The sequence below is a fragment of the Spirosoma harenae genome (assembly GCF_054776975.1).
Window position 1 is genome coordinate 458,204 of the sequence record NZ_BAAHBD010000008.1, and the last position, 23,967, is coordinate 482,170.

General features: G+C 47.4%; 17 protein-coding genes. 2 read left to right on the forward strand and 15 right to left on the reverse strand.

The window, feature by feature from the left end:
• Positions 1-4 precede the first annotated feature (4 nt).
• From ACYVE4_RS10275 to ACYVE4_RS10285, 3 genes are all read right to left on the reverse strand, one after another.
• Complete coding sequence (locus ACYVE4_RS10275) at positions 5-1,861, reverse strand: type VI secretion system baseplate subunit TssF (protein WP_461039599.1); 1,857 nt, start codon at positions 1,859-1,861, stop codon at positions 5-7.
• Positions 1,862-1,961: 100 nt separating this feature from the next.
• On the reverse strand, positions 1,962-2,393 hold the full coding sequence (locus ACYVE4_RS10280; RefSeq protein WP_461039600.1) for a GPW/gp25 family protein: 432 nt from the start codon (positions 2,391-2,393) through the stop codon (positions 1,962-1,964).
• Positions 2,394-2,405: 12 nt separating this feature from the next.
• Positions 2,406-3,347 (reverse strand): hypothetical protein, encoded by a 942-nt coding sequence (locus tag ACYVE4_RS10285; protein ID WP_461039602.1) that lies wholly within the window; start codon positions 3,345-3,347, stop codon positions 2,406-2,408.
• A 500-nt stretch (positions 3,348-3,847) separates the two neighbouring features.
• Here ACYVE4_RS10285 and ACYVE4_RS10290 point away from each other — a divergent pair, with 500 nt between their 5' ends.
• Positions 3,848-4,783, forward strand: a complete 936-nt coding sequence (locus ACYVE4_RS10290; RefSeq protein WP_461039603.1) for a hypothetical protein — start codon at positions 3,848-3,850, stop codon at positions 4,781-4,783.
• On the opposite strand, the gene ACYVE4_RS10295 is transcribed toward ACYVE4_RS10290, so the two are convergent.
• The 8 genes from ACYVE4_RS10295 to ACYVE4_RS10330 form a co-directional block, all read right to left on the reverse strand.
• Positions 4,778-6,106 carry an MFS transporter gene (locus tag ACYVE4_RS10295; RefSeq protein WP_461039605.1) on the reverse strand — a complete coding sequence of 443 codons (1,329 nt, stop codon included), beginning with the start codon at positions 6,104-6,106 and terminating at the stop codon, positions 4,778-4,780. The genes ACYVE4_RS10290 and ACYVE4_RS10295 overlap by 6 nt on opposite strands.
• Positions 6,107-6,246: 140 nt before the next feature.
• A complete protein-coding gene (locus ACYVE4_RS10300; protein ID WP_461039607.1) occupies positions 6,247-7,032 on the reverse strand; it encodes an SDR family NAD(P)-dependent oxidoreductase in 786 nt (261 codons plus the stop codon).
• A 45-nt stretch (positions 7,033-7,077) separates the two neighbouring features.
• Entirely contained in the window at positions 7,078-8,136 is a 1,059-nt protein-coding gene (locus tag ACYVE4_RS10305; RefSeq protein WP_461039608.1) for a sugar phosphate isomerase/epimerase family protein, read from the reverse strand.
• Positions 8,137-8,189: 53 nt separating this feature from the next.
• Complete coding sequence (locus tag ACYVE4_RS10310) at positions 8,190-10,754, reverse strand: DUF7133 domain-containing protein (protein WP_461039610.1); 2,565 nt, start codon at positions 10,752-10,754, stop codon at positions 8,190-8,192.
• A gap of 271 nt (positions 10,755-11,025) precedes the next feature.
• Positions 11,026-11,739, reverse strand: a complete 714-nt coding sequence (locus tag ACYVE4_RS10315; RefSeq protein ID WP_461039612.1) for a head GIN domain-containing protein — start codon at positions 11,737-11,739, stop codon at positions 11,026-11,028.
• A gap of 182 nt (positions 11,740-11,921) precedes the next feature.
• Entirely contained in the window at positions 11,922-13,763 is a 1,842-nt protein-coding gene (locus ACYVE4_RS10320) for an STN and carboxypeptidase regulatory-like domain-containing protein (protein WP_461039613.1), read from the reverse strand.
• A gap of 57 nt (positions 13,764-13,820) precedes the next feature.
• Positions 13,821-14,918 (reverse strand): FecR family protein, encoded by a 1,098-nt coding sequence (locus tag ACYVE4_RS10325; RefSeq protein WP_461039614.1) that lies wholly within the window; start codon positions 14,916-14,918, stop codon positions 13,821-13,823.
• 3 nt (positions 14,919-14,921) lie between these two features.
• A complete protein-coding gene (locus ACYVE4_RS10330; protein WP_461039615.1) occupies positions 14,922-15,635 on the reverse strand; it encodes an RNA polymerase sigma-70 factor in 714 nt (237 codons plus the stop codon).
• Positions 15,636-15,809: 174 nt separating this feature from the next.
• Here ACYVE4_RS10330 and ACYVE4_RS10335 point away from each other — a divergent pair, with 174 nt between their 5' ends.
• Positions 15,810-18,194 carry a TonB-dependent receptor gene (locus ACYVE4_RS10335; RefSeq protein WP_461039616.1) on the forward strand — a complete coding sequence of 795 codons (2,385 nt, stop codon included), beginning with the start codon at positions 15,810-15,812 and terminating at the stop codon, positions 18,192-18,194.
• Positions 18,195-18,336: 142 nt separating this feature from the next.
• Here ACYVE4_RS10335 and murI read toward each other — a convergent pair whose 3' ends face one another.
• From murI to alaS, 4 genes are all read right to left on the reverse strand, one after another.
• Positions 18,337-19,167 carry a glutamate racemase gene (gene murI / locus ACYVE4_RS10340; RefSeq protein ID WP_461039617.1) on the reverse strand — a complete coding sequence of 277 codons (831 nt, stop codon included), beginning with the start codon at positions 19,165-19,167 and terminating at the stop codon, positions 18,337-18,339.
• Positions 19,164-20,591 (reverse strand): amidohydrolase family protein, encoded by a 1,428-nt coding sequence (locus ACYVE4_RS10345; protein ID WP_461039619.1) that lies wholly within the window; start codon positions 20,589-20,591, stop codon positions 19,164-19,166. The genes murI and ACYVE4_RS10345 overlap by 4 nt, the downstream gene beginning before the upstream one ends.
• A 60-nt stretch (positions 20,592-20,651) precedes the next feature.
• Positions 20,652-21,011: an ATP-dependent metallopeptidase FtsH/Yme1/Tma family protein gene (locus ACYVE4_RS10350; protein WP_461039621.1), complete on the reverse strand. Its 360-nt coding sequence runs from the start codon at positions 21,009-21,011 to the stop codon at positions 20,652-20,654.
• A 152-nt stretch (positions 21,012-21,163) separates the two neighbouring features.
• Positions 21,164-23,827, reverse strand: coding sequence for an alanine--tRNA ligase (alaS, locus tag ACYVE4_RS10355; protein ID WP_461039623.1), 2,664 nt, complete (start codon positions 23,825-23,827; stop codon positions 21,164-21,166).
• Between the last annotated feature and the right edge of the window lie 140 nt (positions 23,828-23,967).

Below are 23,967 nucleotides of genomic sequence, written 5' to 3' on the forward strand. Positions count from 1 at the left end.
TTCTTTATACAATAATCACTTCATATGGTAATGCCGACACTGACTGCGATTCCAGATGTTGCTGCAACAAAACAGCCTGTTGTTGCCAATCGTCGGGCGAATACGTGCTTCTTATGGATGGCTGCAAACTGACACGCAGGCACCGCTGAAAACCGTTTGTCGGTAATGGGTCGACGCGAAAAGCGCGCTCAACTCGAACCGATTGAAGATGCTGACCTAATTCAGCCTGGCAAGCTGCACGTACATCCTCAATTGTTACGATCCGGTTGTGGGTCAACAGCGCTCGTTTATACTGCGTTATTTTTTCCGACTCTTTCGGGCGCTCCTTCCCGCCCGTTGTGGTCGTCATTAGAAAACTACCGTCCTTCCGAAGTGAGCTATCCGAATAAGGCGTTAGTCGGCTTCCCATCGGCAGACGGTTAGCCGCTTCCCCATCGCAGGTCCAGTATTCGATAAAAACTGTATCGCCAGGTTGTTTAGGCTTAATGATCAGATAGGGAATAGCATCGCGTTTGCGGGTTTGCTGATCGACTTTTGCTTCCAGCCGGGCCAACGCCTGGTTCAGCTCGCGAATCACCGACGTCAGAAAATCTTCACCCAACGCGGCAAATGACGCACTTTCGTCACGCAGTAAATCCTGTAAGTTAGTCAGAGCCTGCCGAGCATCCCGATCATCAAACCGGCTCACGCCATATTGTACGGTGTAGGTTTCAGCTTCTACATCCGACATATTTCCCAATGGAATGGCGGTTAATTGACGGTTCTGACTGGTTTTCACCTCGCGAACGGCCAAAAAGCAGCGGTCGGTTTCGAGTGGAATAATGTTGAGATTTTGCTGAAGCCGATACGTAATCCGGTGTAATCGTCGGTTAACGACTGGAAAGCAATTGATTCCACATACCATACCCGCCAGCGTCTGCACGTTAACCGTATGCGGCAATTGCACCTCAATCCACCAAAGCGATTCCTTGATCGTTCGCAACTCCCGTTCTGAAAACCATTGGCTGAATGTTGATGGATAGGGTTGTCGCTGTCCATTCAGCGATTTAAATAACGGAGCACTTCCAACGCGCACAAAATGACGTTCGTAGGCAGCAATGGCCTGTTTTTCCACCTTGTACATGACGTTGAATTCGTTCTCCAGCAGCGAACCCGTTGTTCCGGCAGCATCCGTATTGGCTAATCCGGCCTGCACCTGAATGAGTTGTCCTCCTAACCACCAGGAACTCATTGATAGTAGAGCCAGCTGTTCCAACGACCCCGACTCAGTTGGCCAATCAAAAAAGAATGACACCCCTTCCAGTGATGTCACGTCTTCATCTACGTCAAGACCTAGCCAAAGCGATTGGTAGGGCAACACGGCGGATGCGCCCTGCCGTTGGGCAACCGGCATTTTCTGCGTAGCTTCCTCAACCCGAAACAGGGTCTCCGTAGTCGCTAGATACCGAACGGCCCCATCGACAATCGAGAAATTACCGACTGGTGAAAAAAAGGCCTCAGATGCATTGTTCGAACCCGTTCGTGTAGCAGCAGTCCGTTTAAAACTCAGTTGGGTTGCCGGAGATGTGGTCGATTGAGGCTCCACCGGGCGGACCTGAGCAATGGCAAAAGCAGGTCGGGCTACGTCGGGTTCGGGGTGCAGCACCTGTGCCAGTCGATCCAGAAGTCGGGTTTGGGTGTTTCCAATTTCTACCGATACCCGTTCGAACTCCATCGCACAAGCCTCGATTAGCAACGCGACCAGAGGATCAAAGCTATCTAAATCAGTTTCGGCATACCCCCATAGCTCAGCGGCCCGGCGCAGCATCCGAGTTTTCACGCGATCACGGGAAAAACCCTCAGAAACAAGATCGATAGCCATTATGGGTTATTGAGTTTAGGATTAGATAGTTTAGGTTCACTGTTTCAGCTTGCAAAAGGTCGCTGATGAGCCACCTGACCTGAAACGTAAAACCTGAAACTTATTCCGTTGAAAGCGGTGCCAGAAACAAACTTCGTTGAAACGAGAACTGCTCATTGGTACGTACGAGTGTACCGTCAATCCAGACCGTCAAACGGCGTTTTACCCGGCGATTCGCTCGTCCAAGCTGCATTTCCTGATCCGAGAGATCAACCCGAACCCGAACCTGCGTGAGTCGCTTTTCATGTTCAGCTATGGATGTTTCAATCGATTGCCGAACGTCTTCTTTCCAGCGACTATTTGCCTGATTCACAAAATCTTCGTCCCACAAACTACAGCCAAATGACTCATCAAAGCGCGATTCAGCGAAGTGCGTTGTTAACATCAGGTACAGATTCTGAGCAATGGATTGTGGCAAAGAGCAGGTTGGATGCGGTTTGTGCTGTATCACTTCATCCAGACGCAAGGGCAAGGCATAATAGGGTTGTGGCATGGCAGCTGCGAATTAGAAGCGGAATAAGATACCAGCCCCCAGACCGATGCTGTTCATTACCACATTCGAGCTTGGCGACTGATAAACGTCTATACCGTTCTGCTTCGCATTTACGTATTCGCCTTCATTACTATACTGGTAGATGTAAGTAGAGGTAGTTTTGGTTGGTGTCGTCCCTGATTTTGTACTGGTAGAGGTATATAAGGACTCTTTCGGCCGGAATGACTGGTTATACGCGACAATTTCCGCAAATCCCCGCATGCTTTCACCCAGGCGAAACTGAATCCCTAATGCAGCCTGATAGCCAATCGCCAGTGAGTTTTCACGGTAGTCGGTTTCGCTGATCGTTGTGGTCGCTCCACCGGTTGTTGGGGTGTAAACGCTATTGGAGCTGGTTTTATAATCCATAACGATGCCGCCTACCAGACCCAGTCGATTATAGATGTAATAGGCCGGTCGCGACAACGCTTTAAAGGTAATATTCGGCGTAATTGACAATACTTGCAGGGATGTCGTTGTTGACCCCGTCGACGTATAGTTACTTCCTTTATAATCGTTCGTGGTGGTTAGACTAGACCCGAACAGCATGTCCGCATCGATACCCAGATTGATAAACTCACTAACAATGACACCGACACCAATACCCGCTCTTGGACCAGAGCCCAGGCCAGTCGAATTATTTTTAAAACCCGTATTCGTCATACCTGATTGGCCAGATGCATAACTAGTCGTCACCTGAGAACCGGGCGTCAGCAATCCGTAGAAACCATACAGCTTGACATAGAACGGGGCCTCAACGGCGGCTTTGGTTTTACGTGGAGCCTTTTCGGGGGCCGTTGTTACCGGCTCCGTAGTCCGATTGGGCCTGTTCAACGAAGCTAATGTCTGAGCTTGCGCAAGGGCAATACTTGAAACCAGGCAGGAAATCAGGAGAAGATGGCGATGAGTAGTCATTGGTATAGTATTTATCAAGATCAAACCAATCAACAATCAGCCGCTCAGGCGGCTCGGCACTAACTAGTCTACAATTCTAGCAGAAGACAAAGTAAAGGGGTAATTAAACGGCCTCATAGCGTATTTATACGCGTATGAACGAGCAAAAATCCGGGTTTTATAACCTTTCCGGGAGCTATGTTAAAACACTTTATTTATTGGTGACACCGACCCACTATTGGTTGGATGCCCAGGTATAATACCAAATAGATGATAAAATACTGGTTTATAGAGTCTGTTAAAAAGATTTAATCAGAAGTATGGTAGTTATCAACTACCTATCTACCAAGAGTACACTCGCATAGACTTATTGACTACTAAATCACAACACTTTACCGTTCAAAAACTGACTTGTCAATCGGTTTTTGCTTTCGATTACCTTAGTAAATAGTATCTGCTAAATTGGTACGTCGATGATACAGCACTTTTTCAAGACACTAGGCCACATTTACACGTTCGTAATGTCCGTGATACTCACGGCAGTACTGGGCGTTATCACCTGGTTATGCTGGGGCTTCTACCAGGAAGAAGTACTTCAGAGTCGGTTTATGAAAGAGGGGAAACCAATTTCCGTCACAGTCGATCAGGCTGAGCGCGAGCGACGTTCCTGGCGGGATATTTTAGGCAACAGCGTCTATCTCCATTTTACGTATCAGGGAAAGCCCTACACGACTCGTTACGTTATGACTGATACGTACGTAAGTTCGGGCGATCAGGTTCAGTTGCTTTATCATCCCACTATTGATGCATTCCGACAACCCGGCCGGGTCGTTGTTTTTAACCAATATGCCGGGAAATCTCGATTAGTTAACTGGACAACCGTTCGGGATTTCAGTAACGAAAATAAGCTATTAGTACTCTGCATAATACTGGCCACAGCGTTTTTGTTTATGGCATCCGGCATTATCGTAAGCATCCTGCCCATACCCTTTCTCCGATCTAGTGTGCAACTGATTCTTATCGTCGAACTCGTTGCTGTTGCTATTTTCTTCACCTACGATACCTGGAAGTACCACCAATATTATCAATCCATGAAAGCACAGGGTCACCCCGAAATGGTCAAAGTGATTTCGACACATCGCCATTCATACCATCGAAGTAGCCGACATCGCCACTGGTCTGAGTGGTACGATTACTATGCTTACATTTCCTTTAAGGGACAACAACGAACCATTGCCATCAGTGAAGAAGATTATGAGTCACTTAAACCAAATGACCCGCTCAAGGCACTTTACGATCCCTCTGTAGATGACTTAATGTCTGCCGACTATTCATTCGAATTTAAGAAAATAGCTGTGCCTGTTTTCTTTTGGCTAATTGCTTTGGTCGTTCTTCGAGCGGGTTTTTCCAGTTGGCGATCTACCTACCAAACAGCCCCACAAAACAGAGTTTTATAAAACTAATTCCTGCTGTTTCGCATCGGTACTGGTCGTAATGCGTTCTGCTTTACCTACCAAAAAGATATAGGAACACGCGCCTATAAATTCGACTATGCCAATAAATACAATAGCCGGTTTAAAATCCGTGCCCGTAATTAAATGACCAATGGTGATGGGAACCACAATTGACGCCAGATTTCCCATCAGATTGAATACCCCACCTGTAAGGCCAATCAACTGTTTCGGCGATAAAATCGACACGAATACCCAGGAGATCAACGCCATACCAACGCCAAAAAATGCCAGCGACATGAAGAAGATAATCATGGAAACATCATCCGTATAGTTGGCCCCAATAATCACTACCGACAAGAGTAAACCAGCAATAATTGGCGTTTTCCGAGCCATGCTCACCGATTTACCCTGTTTGACCAATCGATCTGATATGAATCCAGACAGAAGTAATCCGGCACAAGCTGCCAGAAACGGAACAGATCCCAGATAGCCCGACTGTTTAAAATCGATACCCCGGTACTTGACGAGATACGTTGGAAACCAGGTTAGAAAGAACCAGAGCGTTGCATTGACGGAAAACTGACCAATGTAGACACCCCATAAGGTTCGTTTCGAGAGGATCAGTTTGAAATTCTCCCAGCGCCATAACGATGGATTATCGACGCCCGATTTCTTACCATGAAATAGCCCCCCTCCTTCTTCAATATAATCCAGTTCAGCCTGATTCACTTTTGAATGATCTAACGGGTCGCGATAGAACAAATACCAGACAATACCCCAAATCAGTCCTACAAATCCGGTTATTATAAACAGACCTTTCCAGCCTGCATAAGACTGGATCAATACTAAAACAGGCGTCAGAAAAGCTAATCCAATAAATTGCCCAGATACATACATGGCGATCGCCGATGCTCGCTCATTATCTGGAAACCAACTGGTTACGACGCGGTTATTAATTGGATAGGAAGGAGCTTCAAATGTACCCGTCAACAATCGGAGTGAAAATAAGCTTAGAAATCCGTTCACAATTGACTGCGCTATTGTAGCGATTGACCAGGTAATCAGGCAAAATGCATACAAAATTCGCGGAACATATCGGTCAGCAATGATGCCACCGGGAATTTGCAATGCCGCATACGCCCAGCCAAACGCCGAAAAAATATAGCCTAATTCCTTGGTCGACAGGTCGAGATCTTTCCCAAGCGCAGTAGCTGCCACCGAAAGATTGGCGCGGTCCAGATAGTTAATCGCTACATTAACGAAAACGAGCGCCAACATACCATAACGCACTCGAGTAGGTTTCACGGTAGGTGGGGTTAGTTGCATGATGAGTTATCAGGTTTTAGGGAAATCAATAGAGAATTTTAGCGATGAGTGATGAACGATACGTGATGAGTTTGCTGACGCATATAAAACAAGTTAACCTCAGCTAACTCATCACGTATCGTTCATCACTCATCGCTAATTTACCTTGCTGTCCAGCCGCCGTCAACGGTGACCATCGAGCCGACCATGTAGGTTCCGGCATTACTGGCAAGAAAAATAGCGGCTCCCTGAATCTCGCGCAGTTCTCCCCATCGGCCTAACGCTGTTGCGCCTACGACAAACTTTTTACCTTCTTCGGTATCAGCGATTGGAACATTCATTGACGTCAGGAAAGGGCCGGGGCAAATGGCATTGACGGTGATATTGTAGGGAGCCATTTCCAACGCTAGTGCCCGTGTCATCTGAACAACGGCCCCTTTACTAGCGGTATAAGGCGTTCGATTCGCCAAACCGACCAAACCAAGTGTACTAGCCAGGTTGATTATACTTCCCCGACCAGCCTGTTTCATATACGGGATAACCGCTTTCGAAGCCAGCCAGGTACCTTTTACATTGATGTCCAGCACAGCACTGAATTCGTCGAGCGTAAGTTCATCGATCGGCCCGCGAATATTAATGCCTGCACTATTAATCAGCACATCAATCCGACCAAACGTATCCATAGCCATCTTCGCCATGGCTTCGGCTTGGTCCTGATTCGTAATATCGGCGGAAAACGCAATGGCTTTTATACCAAAATCCCGGCTTAATTCGTCAGCCGCTTTCTGACCTTCGGCACCATTCCGACTAACCAGCATCAGATTGGCTCCTGCCGAAGCCAGTCCAGCGGCCATAGCTAAGCCTAATCCTTTGGAACCGCCCGTTACGATGGCGGCTCTTCCTGTCAAATCAAATTGTTTAACTCCCGGTAGCAATTCTTTACTCATTATTTGCAGTTTGTAATTTTTAGCTTGAAGCACAAACTAACCCATCTACTTCATTCCCAATTTATCCCGACTATAGGCCAGACATTCGACGATGTTCTTTTCTTCAACAGCCAATTTTTCGTCGTTGCTTAACTGCGATACTCTGGGAAGGCCCCCAGCGTACTTGTGTTGTTTGACCAGTCTCAGCATTTTGGACAATTCAGACGCAGGCAGGGTTGGAAACGTTTCCCAGTAGGCATCCGTCAGACAGGGAATTTCCAAGGGATCGCGTGTGATCATTTCCAGACTAAATGTACCCGATGGATTATGTTTTTTACAGAGATCGACCATCTTTTGCAAATCCAGAATACCTTTCCCCATGGGCACTTCCGACAAGAGAAATCCATTGGTGTATTCTTCTACAGCCATGTCTTTCACGTGTGTGCTGAATGTGTAAGGAGCCAATGTTTCCACCACTTTCATCGGATCTTCGAGCAACGCCATACTGTTTCCAAAATCGAGAGTCACGCCCACCCATTCGCTATTGATCTGTTTTATAAGGTTGGCCAGATCAGGTGCCTGCAAATCTTTATGGTTTTCGACGCCAAGTTTGACTTTGTGTTTTCGCAACACAGGCTCAGCGAGTTGTAGCGATGCTAATGAGTTCTTTTTGAGGTCGTCAATTGCCTGAGCTGAGTGGTATGTCTCATAACGTCTACCATTCGAACAAACGGTTCGCAGTACCTGGGCTCCTGCTTCGCGAGCGTTGGCAACATCCTGATCAAACTTTGGAACGTCCTCCGCTTTTTTGGGTAAACTAATCGACCCTTCCAGATAAAGGCCAAGCTTTTCCCGTTCGTCACGTACTTTCTTCGCGAAATCCGTCGACCAACCGTTGACAATTGCCTGTATGCCTCCTCCACCAAGCTGATGGCAATGGTCTAACAGTTGAAGGGCATTCGTAAACGCCGGATACTTTTTACTCTCGACCTTCGAATTCCATCGGCTCCAGTAGGAATGCACCACAATTCCCATGCGCTTATCGGCCAGGAATTCAGGAATTTGGGGTAACGATAGTGCCATAGCGCCTACCGAAGCCCGCTGTAAAAAATCTCGTCGATTCATTAGGTTAAAAAAGGTTCAGGTAATTCCGCAATGTCTCGTTACTGGCCGTTGGCCTAATTTCCGTTGGCGGGAGGGGCTTTGGCTTCGAGAATGTATTTGTTCAATTCTTTGGCCGTCCAGGGCACTACTCGCCCCTGCGAGGTAACACGGGTCATGCTAACGGTTCGTCTGCCCATTGGCCCGGCACTATTCCCCCATTCGTTCCGGATATACGTTAGTATGGCGGTGATCGCACCATCGTCCATCGTGGAATGGGATGGCATTACCGGGAGAATATCGGGTGCGTCGTAAATGCGTTTGGCTACTTCAATTGGCCCTTCGATTCCGTGCAACACAATGAGTGCTAATCGTTTTTCGTCACCCAATACCCATTCAGAACCAATGAGCGGAGGAGCAAATCGCGCCAATCCTGCCCCATCCGTACCGTGACAGCCTGAACAGGTGCTCAGATAATGTTGCCGACCGAGTGCAAACTGCTTTTGTTCTTCGTCGTTCAGCAGGCTCTTTTTCTGCGCGACGTTTTTGCTGGCAACGTGACCTGGCCATTCGAACATAGCCGATAACGTTGACAATCGCGACGGATCAACTTTAGCGGAGGCACTGGTCAATAAAGCCGGAGCGGATGCCAATTTGATTGGTTTCAGTTTGCTACTGCTCCCCCCTATCGAAAGTCCGGTCAGCACCGATTTTTGCTGCCAGCCTAACGCTTCTTTTCCCGTATTGAGCTTTGCCAGTAAAGACGCTAATTCCGTTGGGTTTCGTTTCTTAACGACAGCCGTCGCCAGTGTTTCGACAAAAATCTCTTTCGTTGGTTCGTGCGTTTGCCATTGTGGTGATGCGAGCAATCGTTGCAGAAACGCAAATTCCTGATTTTGAAGACTACTCATAGCGGCATCCCGAATCAACGGCGATTCGCCATATTGTTGAACAATGTTTGCCAATAAAGGATGAGCTTCGGCAGGATCAAGAACGCCAGCTGTGAGCGTCATCTGAAGAATTTGCTCGATCGGTGCTTTCTCCCAATTAGCCAGCAATTGCTTACCCAGTTTTGTTCGAATTACTTTATCCGACATGGCAAAGGGTTCCAGCAACCGAATCGCGGTGCTGCTGACCAACGAATTCGGATCATTTACCAGACTGAGCAGCATTGCCGGGTTGCTCAATTTCAGTCCATCCAGCGTCCACATGGCATGAAATCGGCCTAGTGGTTGATCTCCTTTTTGAGCCAGATTCATCAGAGATGCACCAACGCGTTTGTCGGCCCGATCAATCAATAAACCCTGCGCCATATCGCGATGCCATCCGTCGGGACTGGACAATTCTGCCACTAATTCCTCAGGGGAAGCATCCGAAAGTTTTTTCGCCTTCTGCGCTTTCCAGTTCTGCGGCACAATCCGCCAGATACGTCCCCGATTGATCGGCAATACCAGATCACGGGAAAGGGTTTGCTCCTTTAAATAGGGTGTCACATAAGCTTTATGCTGAATAAGCCCCCGATACATATCAGCGATATATAGCGCGCCATCCGGCCCAGTTGCCATATGAACCGGGCGGAATCGCTCGTCGGTGGATGCCAGGAATTCTTTGCCAGGATGCGGATCTTTGGCAGAAATCAGTAAACCTTTCGATTCTACTACGTTTCGCTTAATCAGATTTCCGGCCGGTTCGCAGACAAACGCATTCCCATAATATTCTTTGGATAAGGCTGTTCCACGGTAAAAAAGTGGAGAACAGGCAGCTGTAAACTCCTGTAAATGACCTTCTTTGTCCAACGTTCCGGGTATATAACCCCGGTTTACAGCCGGATTGGGCCGAATCGGATATACGCGCCGGTCGATCGTTAAACCATAGTCGATACCGGTTGTTGGTTTGTGATTTTTGTTTCGCGATAGATAGTTCGGTGGGACTAGGTCAGCATGGAGTTGCGACCAGTTATAGTTGTAATAAAGCCGTCCCTGATCGTCGTGGCTAATGCCCCATTGTCCACGAAATTCGGTGCTATCGCGCTCCCATTTGCCGTTTGTCATTCGATAACGAACCCGCGCTTTAGCATTATAATACCAGTTGTCCATACTCCGCCAGAGGCCGTTTGGGGCATGTTCGGGAAGGCCAGTTGCGGCATATTGTGCGTCAACAAGCGTTTTTGTGTCGGCTTTTAAATCTCCGTTCGTGTCTTTCGTCAGCCATAAGGCTCCACTTTCGGCGATGAGCGCACCACCGGGTATCAATGCAATGGCTCGGGGCATTACCAGACTGTCGATGTACACACTACTCTTGTCCATCTGCCCGTCACCGTTGGTATCTTCCAAAACGGATACACGCCCGACCCGTTTATCTTCGCCGTTACCGTCAATGTCCATCATAAATCCGCGCATCTCCACAACCCAGAGCCGACCGTTTTCATCGAACGTAATCACGACAGGATCTTCTACCATCGGCTCAGCCGCAACTAGCTGAATATCCAAACCAGGCTCTAGCTGGAACGTAGCCCGTTCTTCAATGGGTGTTTTGGCAGGAGAAGGCCCTTCGGTCAGCGTCGTTCTTAGATTCGTTTTAAAACTGAGCAGACAGAACAGGCCAATGCAAATCAGGCAGATATAATAAGCAGGCTTAACCATGAGGCATAACGTGGCATTATTATAAGGAAAAGCATTATTAACCGGATACTACTTGTATTTGGTATCGATTCCCTGCTTTGCACGATGTATGGTTATTTTAATCTCTCCCGGATGACAGAGAAGAAGATGCTATAAAACGTCTCATTGCTAATCATCTACATACAAATTTTGTCATGCTAGCGCAGGAAGCATCTTAAGCTCCCTCTACTAGATACAAGGGAATTCTAAGATGCTTCCTGCGTCAGCATGACAAAAAATTAATAAAGGCTGCTTAATCTCTCTGCACCGTGCTTGCACCACTTACGCGCTTATCTACTGTAGGAGCTCCTCGATAACGCACAGAACTGGCACCGCTGGCCTCAACAACCAAAGAAGAAAGTACATTGATGTTTGCTTTACTTGCCCCTGATGCATCCAGTGTTGCTTTGTCAACCGGATAGCTGAACCCTTGCAGTTTTGACGCCCCCGATAAATTGGCCGTCATATAGGTTCCCTCTCCAGTTAAATTGAGCGACGAAGCACCTGACAATTCAATAGTTGGTCGTTCGGCTTGTACACTAAATTGCCCTTCGGATGCACCCGACAGATTGATATCCAGATTATCCAGGTTGGTAAAGCCAACGACCGTCGATTTGCTGGCTCCCGAAAATTCAACCCCGCGCAAGGTGGGCATCGTGATTCGAAAGGAGGTAGTATACTGACGGTTACGGGCTACCCGATACTGTGCGTTCAGTGTACCGTTTCGCGTGTATACCTGTAAATCATCCAAATTCCGGCGATCGCCTTCAGCGGTAATGCTGAAGGTCGCTCCCTGCACCACCGTAATCTCAAAAGCGCTGCCCATATCGAGCCGGTCGAAATTCGCGAGCGCGTAGGTTTGTTGATCAGCCTGATAGGGTCCTACATCTTCCCGATGCAGGGAGCAGCCTGATAATGAAAGCGTTAATACGGTTAAACTGATGCTTAAAAATTGTGTGCGTGTCATCGTTACACTTGTTGTTTGGTAGTTACTAACGCGAATGAATCATTCATTTCCGCGCCTTTCTCCAACATGACAGCCAACACTAACTTTACCCCTACGGGCAAGGAGAAAAAATTAAAAGATTTTTTCAAAAAGATAATTCGGACAGAAATCAAATACCTCATGCCCCGCGTGCTCTACCCATACTACAAATACCGCAGGCCAATTTGAAAGCCAATCCAGCCCCAATGCCGGGCGTCGCTATAGGTGTCCGTGCGATCAGAAAAGAGGGAAATGTTGGGTTGAAGCAAGGGAGCGGGCCGTCCGTCTGTGCTGAAATACCAGTTTGCTGATGGGCCAAACGCGAGTGCCAGGTGATTACTCAATTTGGTTTCAATTAGTGTGTTCAACCGTATTAAGTTATTCCAGCCATCAGGATAGGTCCTATCGAAATAAAACAGATGATAATCAATGGCTTCCAGACTGAACGAAGTTGCATTCGAGAGCCGGAAAGATGTTCCTAGCCCATAACCTGCACTTAGCCGGGGGCTACCTATCTGGTCGAAACTATGGCCAGCGGTCAGGATATTATACAACCGAGGGACACCCGTCCGAAAAGTTACATTGAGCAGATTGAATTCGTTGGCAGCCACTTCAATACGATTATACCCGCCTTTTCGAACAAAACTAAGTAGCCCAATCGGTACGCTGCCAACGGTATCGGCTATGTTGAAAAGGCCGATCTGAAGCCCTTTGGTAACTCGTCGGGCTCGATTCAGAATACCACTGATTTGCCAGCCACGCACATCGCCCTGGGCATAGTTCATTAAACCACCTATCTGAATACCCTCGACGGAGCGACCAGCCACATTGACGAGTCCACCAATCTGTGCGCCGTTTACTTCCTGATTCGAAAAATTAACTAACCCAGCTAATTGAGCCCCCTTTACAGATCGACCTGACACATTCACTAAACCACCAGCCTGTACGCCATTTACCGATTGATTCACGTAATTGATCAAGCCAGCAGCCTGAAAACCATCGACTTTACCGCCAAGTACATTTGCCAGACCAGCCGCCTGAAAACCGTTTACATCAGTTCGAACCAGGTTCATCAGGCCACCCACTTCAAACGCTCGCACGCCAAAGGAATAGCCCATTAGCGCGTTGACCGAAAAACGATTACTAATTCGTCCGCTCAAACGACCATTTGTTCCCAAAAACGGCACAAAGGACACCTGCCAGTCGCGGTAGAGCGTATCCCGACTTAAGTTAATGTCGTGGATGGCCTGTTGTGCAGAAACAAACAATTTACTAATCCCTGCCCATCCACGATCGACTACCGATTCTGACTGGCGAGCGGTCGAATCGATCATTGGTGCGGGTGATTCAACTGTCACAGAAGCAAATGTATTATCAGTTGGCCTGAGCGTATCCTCGGTTACACGAATCGGTAAAGGCTGCACTAAGGAAGTGGTAGGTTGGGGAGTTAGCCGGATATTGATTGTATGCGAGGCTCTGGAACGAATCAGCACCGTTTCTCCTACGTACGCCTGTTTCCGAACATCCAGCCGAACCCCTGGCAAATTGGTCGGAAGTTGCAATCGATAATAACCGAAGGGATTACTGACGGTTGAGGCCAGGGTTGTTTTTTCGAAAATACTGGCCCGGGCTATGCGTTCACCGGTTTGTTCATCCAGAATATAGCCATCCAGCAGGAAGTTTTTCGGCGTCGATTCGGGTGGATCGGCGCGGAGCAAAATAATGTGATTGCCTCTTGCTTTATAATTTATCCGGCTCTGAAACACACGGTTAAGTACTTCCCGAACGGGCGTATTCACCAGACGAACTGTAACTGAAGCATTTCCATCGATCCGCGTTGGATTATAGGAAAATTCAAAACGTCCGGCGCGGCTGATCTGACGAAGAGCATTCTCTAAGGAAGCACCACGAATATCGACCGAAATTACCCGATCAAGCGGTGGTACGGATTGAGCAGCGAGTCGGGAGCTGACGAAAAAACAAGCCAGAAAAATGAAATAGCGCATTGACTTTACTAACAGATGGTTTTACGACAAGACAGTTAACTCGTCGCTTACCCCTATTCATCGGCATCCAGTCCCGTCTAAAATTACCTGTTTCCCTTCGTGCCGAATCTGAAGACCCAGTGTTTCGGCTGTAACGGCCAGCACATCATCCAGCTGCATTTTGTCGAATCGCGTATTCAGACGACAATTTCCAACCTGCACGTTGGCGAGTCGCACATCCGAATTATAAACCTGATTAATAGTCTGAATAACATCGCGCAACGGCTCATTATTGAATACTAGCAGTCCCGTTTTATAGGCAAATGTATTGGCCGATGGTGCTGCCAGTCTACGAATTGTATCCGCATTGGTTTCTAGGATGGCCTGTTGATTTTTTACGAGCAAGACCATCTTTTTTCCACGAGAAAACTTCACTTTTCCTGTCTGTACAGCCACGCTAACATTGGCATCGTAGGCGCGAACGCTAAAGGATGTTCCTACTACTTGCACAGTCGTTTTACGGGCGTCAATCCGAAAGGGTCGGGAAGCATCGGGAGTTACGTCAAAAAAAGCTTCACCGTTTAGAGTAACATCGCGTCGATCATCGGCAAACGCAGTTGGGTAGGTTAATGTTGAATGACGATTAAGTAAAATTATCGTTCCATCGGGTAGGGTTTTACGAAGTTTCTGGTCGCCGGTTACAAGCGTTACAGTGTGAATGGCCGGATTATCATGACTCATGTACCGAAACTGATAGAATATCCACCCCAGACTCATCACCAGTGCCAGCATTGCCGCTACCCGGTACGTAATTTGCCGCCAACCAGAGTCCCATTCCGTCCGTCGTACAGAAATTGGTTTGGTAATCGACTCTGCCGTTGAGTGGTTATCATTACTGCGCATTTTCTGCTGAACCGTTCGCCAGGCAGCATCTGTATCGACTGAATATGGATCATCCTCATCATTGTTGGCATCGATTCGATTGCTTGCGGACTTTCCTGTTTGAGCAGCATTCCAGATGCGTTCGAATTTGGTAAAATCATCGTGCGTAGGTTCCTGCAAACCCGCATTACGACTAATGAGCCATTGCCGTACCCGCGCCGACTCGGCCGGGCTGGTTTCGCCCGCCAGAAATTTACCCAGCAGGGCATCATCTATGGGTTGTTGGTCGGCCATGGCTTATGAATGAACGAGGTTAAGTGACGGATACCCTATAAACAGAAAAAACGCAGCAATAGTCAGTAAGGTCAGCCATCCCAAAGCGTCATCCAATACCCATTTTGCTGCCTTTACAGTTACGAATAGCATAGGCAAATACTCGCTCAGTTCAGTACGCAAAATACGCAAGGCTTTACCAATCTGATTTTCAACGGTTTTTATCGAAATCCCTAATCGCTCGGCAATTTCTCCGTACCGTAACTCCTCAAACCGGCTTAACGTAAATACCAACCGGCATTGTTCGGGAAGTTTCTGAATTGCCTGTTGTACCTGCGTCGCCAATTCATCCCCAATCACTGTCTGAGCGGGCGATTCAACGGCCTCCTCACCCACATAACGCGCATACTCCTGATGTTCGTTACGGATGGAGCTATGTTTAATCCGGTTCAGACACCGATTATGCACTGCCCGATAAAGGTAGGATTTCAGCGAAACCGTAATCAGCAAACCCGACCGTTTTTCCCAGAGTGCCAGAAACATCGCCTGTACTTCCTCTTCGGCGTCATCAGGATCAGGCAGTAGCTGACGGGCATACCGACACAATGAAGCGTAATACTGTCGAAACACCGTCTCGAAGTCGTGTTCGCTACCTGCCCGGATGGCAGCAATTACATTCTGCTCGGTTGGAGGCACTGAGTTATATTGATAGATGATGGGAGATTGCAAAGCTACCATTTTCGCCGAACATCCGGTTGATCCAACCCTAAGACAGTTTAGTTTTCGGTTACCCCTACGCCTTCATAAAATAAATTTTATGCGCTGTTTATCAGGCTAAAAAATAAGTTGATGCTGTAGGGGTAGATCACAAATGGATTGTCAGGAGCATACATCAAGACAATCCATTTAACCATGCTACTCTTTCAACGGGCCATTTATTTGGGGCTTCTTTTATTCTCCAGTTCGCTTCATGCCCAGCCTTTTACCCAAACGATTCGGGGCATCGTAATCGATCAACGTTTGCAAACGCCGTTGCCAGGGGCTTCAGTGGTCTTGCTCAATACATCGCCCATCAAGGGAACCAGCACCGACGCAAATGGCCAGTTTCAACTTCAACAAGTTCCCGTTGGGCGACAAACATTGACAATTAGCGTAGTAGGCTATAAACAGGCAACGATACAAAATGTCGTTGATGCGGGTAAAGAACTGGTACTGACGATTTCACTGGAAGAATCGGTCAATCAGCTATCCGCCATATCGGTAAAGCCAACGACGGAAAAAGATAAACCAATCAATGAAATGACGATGGTATCGGCCCGGACGTTTTCCGTTGAAGAAACGCAGAAATTTGCTGCGGCAGTCAATGATCCGGCTCGTATGGCTACCGCCTATGCAGGTGTCGTGGGCGCTGACGATGGTGGGAATAATATTGTTATTCGCGGCAATGCCCCCAACGGACTACTCTGGCGCATGGAAGGGGTCGAAATTCCCAATCCCAACCATTTCTCCAGTTTGGGTACAGCTGGCGGAGGCATTTCGATTCTGAGCGCACAACTGCTGGCTAATTCCGATTTTCTGACCGGGGCTTTTCCGGCTGAATACGGCAATGCCTTGTCGGGCGTATTCGATTTGCGACTGCGAAAAGGTAACAACCTCAAACGCGAGTATACTGTCCAGGCGGGTGTACTGGGCCTTGATGTAGCCGCCGAAGGGCCAATTGCCAACGGATATGCAGGTTCATTTTTAGTCAATTACCGCTATTCTACGCTAGGCTTACTCTCAAAATTAGGTGTCAATATTGGTTCCGGCGATCGCGTGTTTCAGGATTTGTCGTTCAATGTGTATTTACCGACCCGCAAGTTTGGCACATTTTCACTGTTTGGTTTTGGCGGCCTGAGTAGTAGCCAAGTTACTCCTCCGGCCGATTCGTCTAAATGGACCACTGATTATGATCGATATAAGGAAGATTTCCGGGCGAACACGGGTGCCGCGGGTCTTACGCATACGCTACCCATGGGTCGTAAAGCTCTACTCAAAAGCGTTTTATTAGTTTCTGGCTACGAAAATCGCTATCAAAATGCACTAGTTGATCCCGCCACAAATTATTCAGCCTCAGATCGAAATGATGAAGGGTACACGATCCAGAAACGAATTTTATCGTCTACGCTAACGTACAAAATTAACGCCAAGCATACAGTTCGTGCTGGTCTTATTGGCACACAAGTACTGTATAATCTTTCTCAACGATCCTGGGAACCGGAACAGCGAGAATTACTGACGCGTGTTCATGTGAGTGATCAGACAAGCACACTCCAGGCGTTTGGACAATGGAATTATCGACCATCCGAACAACTGACCATTACTGCTGGAATGCATTATCTGGGCCTTGCTCTAAATGGCACATCGGCAGTGGAACCACGCGGTTCGGTTCGCTGGGCTTTTTCACCTGACCAGTCGGTCAGTTTTGGGTATGGTTTACATAGTCAGTTGCAAAACCCAGCTATCTACTTTGTCCAACCTGTCGATCAAACCAGTACGCCTTCAACCATTTCCAACCGAAATCTGGGTTTTACCCGATCGCATCATTATGTACTTTCCTATGATCGTCGGCTAACTAACCGTGATAGTGATTCGCCACTTCGACTGAAAGTTGAAACGTATTATCAACAGCTGTTTAACATTCCGGTTAGTGCCAGTCAGTCGAACTCATTTGCGATCATCAATCAATTTGATGGATCCACGGATCAACTTTTGACGAATGCGGGTCACGGCAGAAATTACGGGCTGGAGGTGACGCTGGAACAGTTTCTGTTGAAACAGGCATCTGGCAATAGTTTGTACTTTCTGCTCTCTTCCTCACTTTACAATTCGGAGTATCAGGGGGCGGACGGGATCTGGCGAAGTACGCGCTGGAACGGTCGGTTTGCAGAAAGTTTACTGGTCGGAAAAGAATGGGTATCGGGTTCGCACGTTTTCGGCTTGAATCTGAAAGTAAGCTACTACGGAGGTTATCTCGATACGCCTATTGATCTGGCAGAATCAAAACGATTAAGCGAAGCTGTTTACGTAGACAATCAGGCTTTTACAGAACGAATGCCCGCTTATTTTCGCCCCGACATTCGACTGAGCTGGAAGAAGAATCGCCCCCATTCTACCCGCACCCTCTCACTCGATATGCAAAATGCAATCAATCGACAGAATGTTTACGGTCGTTATTTTGATCCGACCAGCAATACAATCAAAACAAGTTACGCTAGTGGTCTGATTCCCGTTCTGAGCTACCGGATCGTGTTTTAGTGTATAAAACCTTATTGGTTAAAACGTGATATGTTTTGTTCTTCTGACCGCAGGGAAGAATCTCAAACTGTCCTAATGAGGGACGTTGAGATTCTTCCCTGCGGTCAGAAGAACAAAAACTAAATGCGAATTTTAAATTTTATTACAACAAAAGTTGCTGAGATTGAACGAATTCGCCGTAAAAAACGGAAGCTTGCTGATCGAAAATTTCAGTCGAATCCGTTGTAAGAAACGTACGCTGGCCCTGCTTGCTACACTGTACTTCAATTTCCGGGTGACGTAACAGATAGTCCACTAAACTGTCGGCAACGATACGGCCCTGACTTAAAATAGTTGTATTTTCTGGTGCAGCTTGCCTGATTTTGTCCAGTAATAACGGGTAGTGCGTACAGGCCAGTAATATGGTATCAATGTCAGTTGATTGCGCCATCAGCCGATTAATGTGCTGCTTCACAAAATAATCGGCTCCCAGCTGGTCATACTCGCCATTTTCGACTAGGGGTACCCACATCGGGCAAGCTTCCTGATAAACTTGTATATCGGGGAAAAATTTACCAGTCTCGATCAGGTACGACTCTGACGTAACGGTCCCTTTTGTCGCTAGAATACCCACCTGGCGGGTTTTGGAATAATCACCGATGACTTCTGCAGTTGGTCGAATCACGCCCAACACACGACGATCTGGCGCTAGTTTAGGTAAATCAAGCTGCTGAATATTCCGCAACGCTTTGGCCGAAGCTGTGTTACAGGCTAATAGCACCAGTCGACACCCTCGGTCGAACAGGTGCTGTACGCATTCAAGCGTATAATGATAAACCGTTTCAAAGGAGCGTGTACCGTAAGGCGTACGGGCATTATCGCCCAAATACATATAATCGTACTGGGGAAGTTTATTGACAATTTCGCGCAGAATGGTCAGGCCACCGTAGCCTGAATCGAAGACGCCAATGGGTTGGACAAATTCACTATTCATGGATGACTGGCCTTCTTTTTCGCATCGGCCAGTAGGGCATCCAACGCTTTCCGATCATAGACCGTTCCCCGCAGAATAACCATATGAATGGCCTGCGTTGCGTCAATACTTTTCAGCGGATTTTTATTCAGCAAGACGATATCAGCGCTCTTACCGGCAGTAATATCACCGTATAAATCGGTCTTTTTCAGGAATATAGGGCCAGGAATAATGGCCGATTGCAGTGCCTGCAACGGAGTTAAACCAGCTTTTACGAACAACTCAAGTTCATTATGCAAACCCAGACCTGGATACACATAAGAGTTAAGAAAACCAGCGTCCGTTCCGGCCATAATCGTGACACCTGATTTATGCAAAAGCGGAAGAACAGCACTTGTTTTTTCATACAGGGCATGCCGTTCTGCAATCGCTTCGGGACTGTCTTTAGCAACCCGTTTTACCCGCCAGGCATACGTATTTTTCAACCCCTGACCGATGTAATCCAAATAACTATCTTTCTGGTGGTTATCCTGATCCAGAAAGGCAATCGTGCGACTAATCGTTAACGTGGGGACCACAAACGTTCCGTTTTTAGCCATCCGCCGATACACAGCCAGGGCTGTTGCTTCATCAAAACTCTGGGCAATCATGGGCGAAGCTACTCGGGTAGTTAATTGGCCCGTCCGTACTTTGTCAGCCACTTCTTTATCCCGCGTTGAACCGGCTTTCAGCACATAGCTCATGTGTTCAACGGAGCCCAAACCAGCCGACGAAACTTCATCCATCGTAAGCGCAAACGGTACGTGTCCAGAGGTTTTCATTCCTCGTTTTTTCGCTTCCTGCAGAATGTAGAGATAAATATCCGGCTTAATGGCATTGTCTGTAATTTTCACAAAATCGACTTTCAAGCCTTGGAGCGAATCAAGCATTTTGTCGACTTCGGCATTCGTACTGACTTCAATATCACCGATCCAGGTTGATTTGTAGCCTTCCAGTTTTGGCCCCGATGTAAACAGCGTTGGACCTGACAATTCGCCTTTTGCAATTTGATCACGCCAGTTCAGAACAGATGGACTCAAATCTGCAGCCGCATCCCGAATGGCCGTTATTCCATGAGCGATATACAGTGGAAAAAGGTTTTTGTTTTCCTCAATCAATGTATCGCCACCACCGAAATGAACGTGCATATCCCAGAGACCCGGAATAATGTATTTCCCTTTTGCATCGACGATGGTTTTAGCCTGAAAGTTCTTCTCCTGTGCTTCGTCAAATACACCGACAATCGTCTTTCCGCGTGTAGCAACAATCTTCTTTGTCAGCACTTTACCCGAATGTACATCAATTAGATTGCCCGATTTGATCAGCACATCCACGGTTTGTTTTTGGGCATGAGAAAAGTCAGAACCCGCAATCAGCAGCATAATAGACAGAAGAACGTTTCGCATGAGGAATGATTTACGGCTACGCCTGTATACGATTTACCTAATTTCCAATCGCCGAACAGGTCAGGAATTTGAGCCGAATAAACCTCGTTTCTGTATCGTGATAGGAAATGGAGCTTTTAAAACTGTCAGCGAATCCCGAAAGGCTTTTTCTGAAAGAATAATTAGCTGGAAATGTGGCTTCTCTTTATCACCTTGTCTTCGCTTTCTGAACGTATTTTTATATTTTTTACCTGCTAAGGCCTCAGTGGTTAATCTTACTTCGACAAGCTGGTCGTTGACAATCGTAATCCGTTCTACTTCTTTAGCCCTTACCATCTGCAGAAACCGTTTCTGGCTTATTTCCCGATAGCTATCTGAACAGGATGACACGAGGGCAATCGTGCTAAATGCCATAAAGAACCAATATCGAATGGAATTCATGACGATAGATTTTCTTTTTAAATAGTCACATAGATCAGGCTAGCCGATCTATGTGTGCCCCCTTCAGGGGTCAACTATTTATTGATAGTTTTTTGCTATAAATAGTTGACCCCTGAAGGGGGCACACCGCAATATAATTCAATCTATTTTACTTACCCCAGCAATTCCCTTCCTTGTGCCAGTGCGGCATCCAGCCCTGATGAATCGGAACCCCCAGCCGTTGCGAAGAAGGGTTGCCCGCCCCCACCGCCTTTGATATTTTTGGCGAGTTCCTTCACTACCTGACCAGCGTTCAGATTTTTACCCTGAATTAGCGAATCAGGCAGCATAACAGCCAGTTGTGGTTTACCGTTAATGTCGGCCCCCAGCACAACGGCGAGATTATCAACTTTGGCTTTCAGGTCGTAGGCTAGTTGTTTGAGCGCATCGGCAGACGGTACATCTACTTTCTCAACCAAGCGCGAGTGCCCATTAACGATTTCAACTTTATCCAGCAGTTGATTCTTCAATTGCTGAACTTTCTCATTCTGCAACGCGTCGACCTGTTTCTGCAACGCGCTCCGTTCGTCTAACAACGTTTGTACGGCTTTTACGAGATCTTTCGGTGCTTTTAGCAGTTCTTTCAATTCAGTAACAACGGCCATTTGTTCGTTCACCAGCGCTTCAGCACCGGCTGAAGTTTTGGCTTCAATCCGACGAACACCCGTCGAAACTGAACCTTCGCCGGTGAATTTGAACAGACCGATATGACCCGTAGCAGGTACGTGCGTTCCTCCGCAAAGTTCAACCGAATAGTTGGGATCGAAGGTGATGACACGAACAAAATCGCCGTATTTTTCTCCGAATAAAGCCGTTGCCCCTAACGCTTTCGCTTCCTCAATAGGTACGTTCCGCTTCTCATCCAGTTTGATATCTTCGCGAATTTTCTCGTTCACAATTCGCTCGACTTCAGCCAGTTGCTCATCCGTTACTTTGCTAAAGTGCGAGAAGTCGAATCGTAACGCGTCAGGACCAACGTACGAACCTTTCTGGGCAACGTGATTTCCCAGAACCTCACGCAAAGCGGAGTGCAATAAGTGCGTAGCGGAGTGATTGCTGGCAATCAGACCACGACGAGACGTATTAATGACAGCGTAAACCTTATCGGCCTGTGTCAATAAATCATCAATGCCCGTTACGTCTTGAACAATATGAATACTCAGATCATTTTCTTTCTTCGTATCCAATACCGTCAATGTACCGATCTGGTCGGAGCCATTGAATAATTCAAGAACGCCCGTATCACCAATCTGACCACCTGATTCAGCGTAGAACGGGGTTTTGTCGAGCACAACCTGCACCTGAGTTCCCTGTTTGTTCTGAATTTTGCGATACTTCACTACCTGCGCATACGCTTCAGGTTGATCATAGCCAACAAATTCAACTTTTCCATCGAGTTCACCCAATTCAATCCAATCGCCAGCCGATGATTGAGCGTCTTTTCGTGAACGCGCTTTTTGTTCGGCCAGGGCTTTCTCGAAACCTGTCTGGTCAATACTTAATCCTTTCTCACGAGCGATAAGCGCCGTTAAATCAGCTGGAAAACCGAATGTATCGTTAAGTTCGAAAACGGTTTCGCCCGGAATTTCCTTTTTGCCTTCCGTTGTTAGCTGACCAATAATCTGATCCAGGCGACCTAATCCCGTACCTAGCGTCCGCAGGAAAGCGATTTCTTCCTCCCGAATTACGGTAGCCACAAAATCGCGTTGGGCGTTCAGCTCGGGAAATACATCGGCAAACTGCATCGCCAGTGTAGGCACGAGTTTGGTCATAAACGGCTCGGTCAGATTGAGATACGAATAACCGTAACGAATAGCCCGGCGCAAAATTCGGCGGATTACGTAACCTGCTTTGGCATTACTCGGCACCAAGCCATCGGCAATAGCGAACGATACAGCCCGGATATGGTCGGCAATAACGCGCATCGCTACGTCCGTTTTCTCCATGCTGCCAGTGTATTTTCTGCCGGAAAGTTCTTCGATTACGTGAATTGTTCCCGAAAAAACGTCGGTGTCGTAGTTCGACTGTTTTCCCTGGATCGCCATGCACAACCGCTCGAAACCCATGCCCGTATCGACGTGACGGGCGGGCAGTTCTTCCAGCGAACCATCGGCTTTACGGTTGAACTGCATGAATACATTGTTCCAGATTTCGACAACCTGCGGATGGTCGGCATTTACGAGTTCTTTACCCGATTTTTTGGCAACCTCTTCCGGTAACCGGAGATCGATATGGATTTCGGAACAGGGACCACACGGGCCAGTTTCCCCCATTTCCCAGAAATTGTCTTTTTTATTGCCGAGAATAATTCGCGATTCATCGCCAATTATATCTTTCCAGATATCCCACGACTCCTGATCGAACGGTACGTTGTCTTTTTCATCGCCCTTAAATACCGACACATAAATCCGGTCTTTGGGCAGTTTATAAACCTCCGTCAGCAACTCCCACGACCAGTGTAAGGCTTCTTTCTTGAAATAATCGCCAAACGACCAGTTGCCGAGCATCTCGAACATAGTGTGGTGGTACGTATCAAAACCTACATCCTCAAGGTCGTTGTGTTTACCGGATACCCGTAGGCATTTCTGCGTATCGGCTACCCGTTTGGCTGGAGGGGTACCGTTTCCCAGAAAAAAGTCTTTAAACTGCGCCATACCCGAATTGTTGAACATCAGCGTCGGATCGTTTTTGGCAACGAGTGGAGCCGAAGGAACAATCAGGTGGCCTTTAGAGCGGAAAAAGTCGAGAAAATGCCGGCGAATTTCGGAAGAAGTCATTTTTTTCAGTCGTTAGTCAATAGTCACGGACCGCCGTTACGCCGGTCCGCCGGAGCGGTCAGTCGATAGAGAACAATTCGCTTTTTATAGCGACTATTACCTACCAACTCCGGACTAATTTTGCAAAATTACGTCAAAAC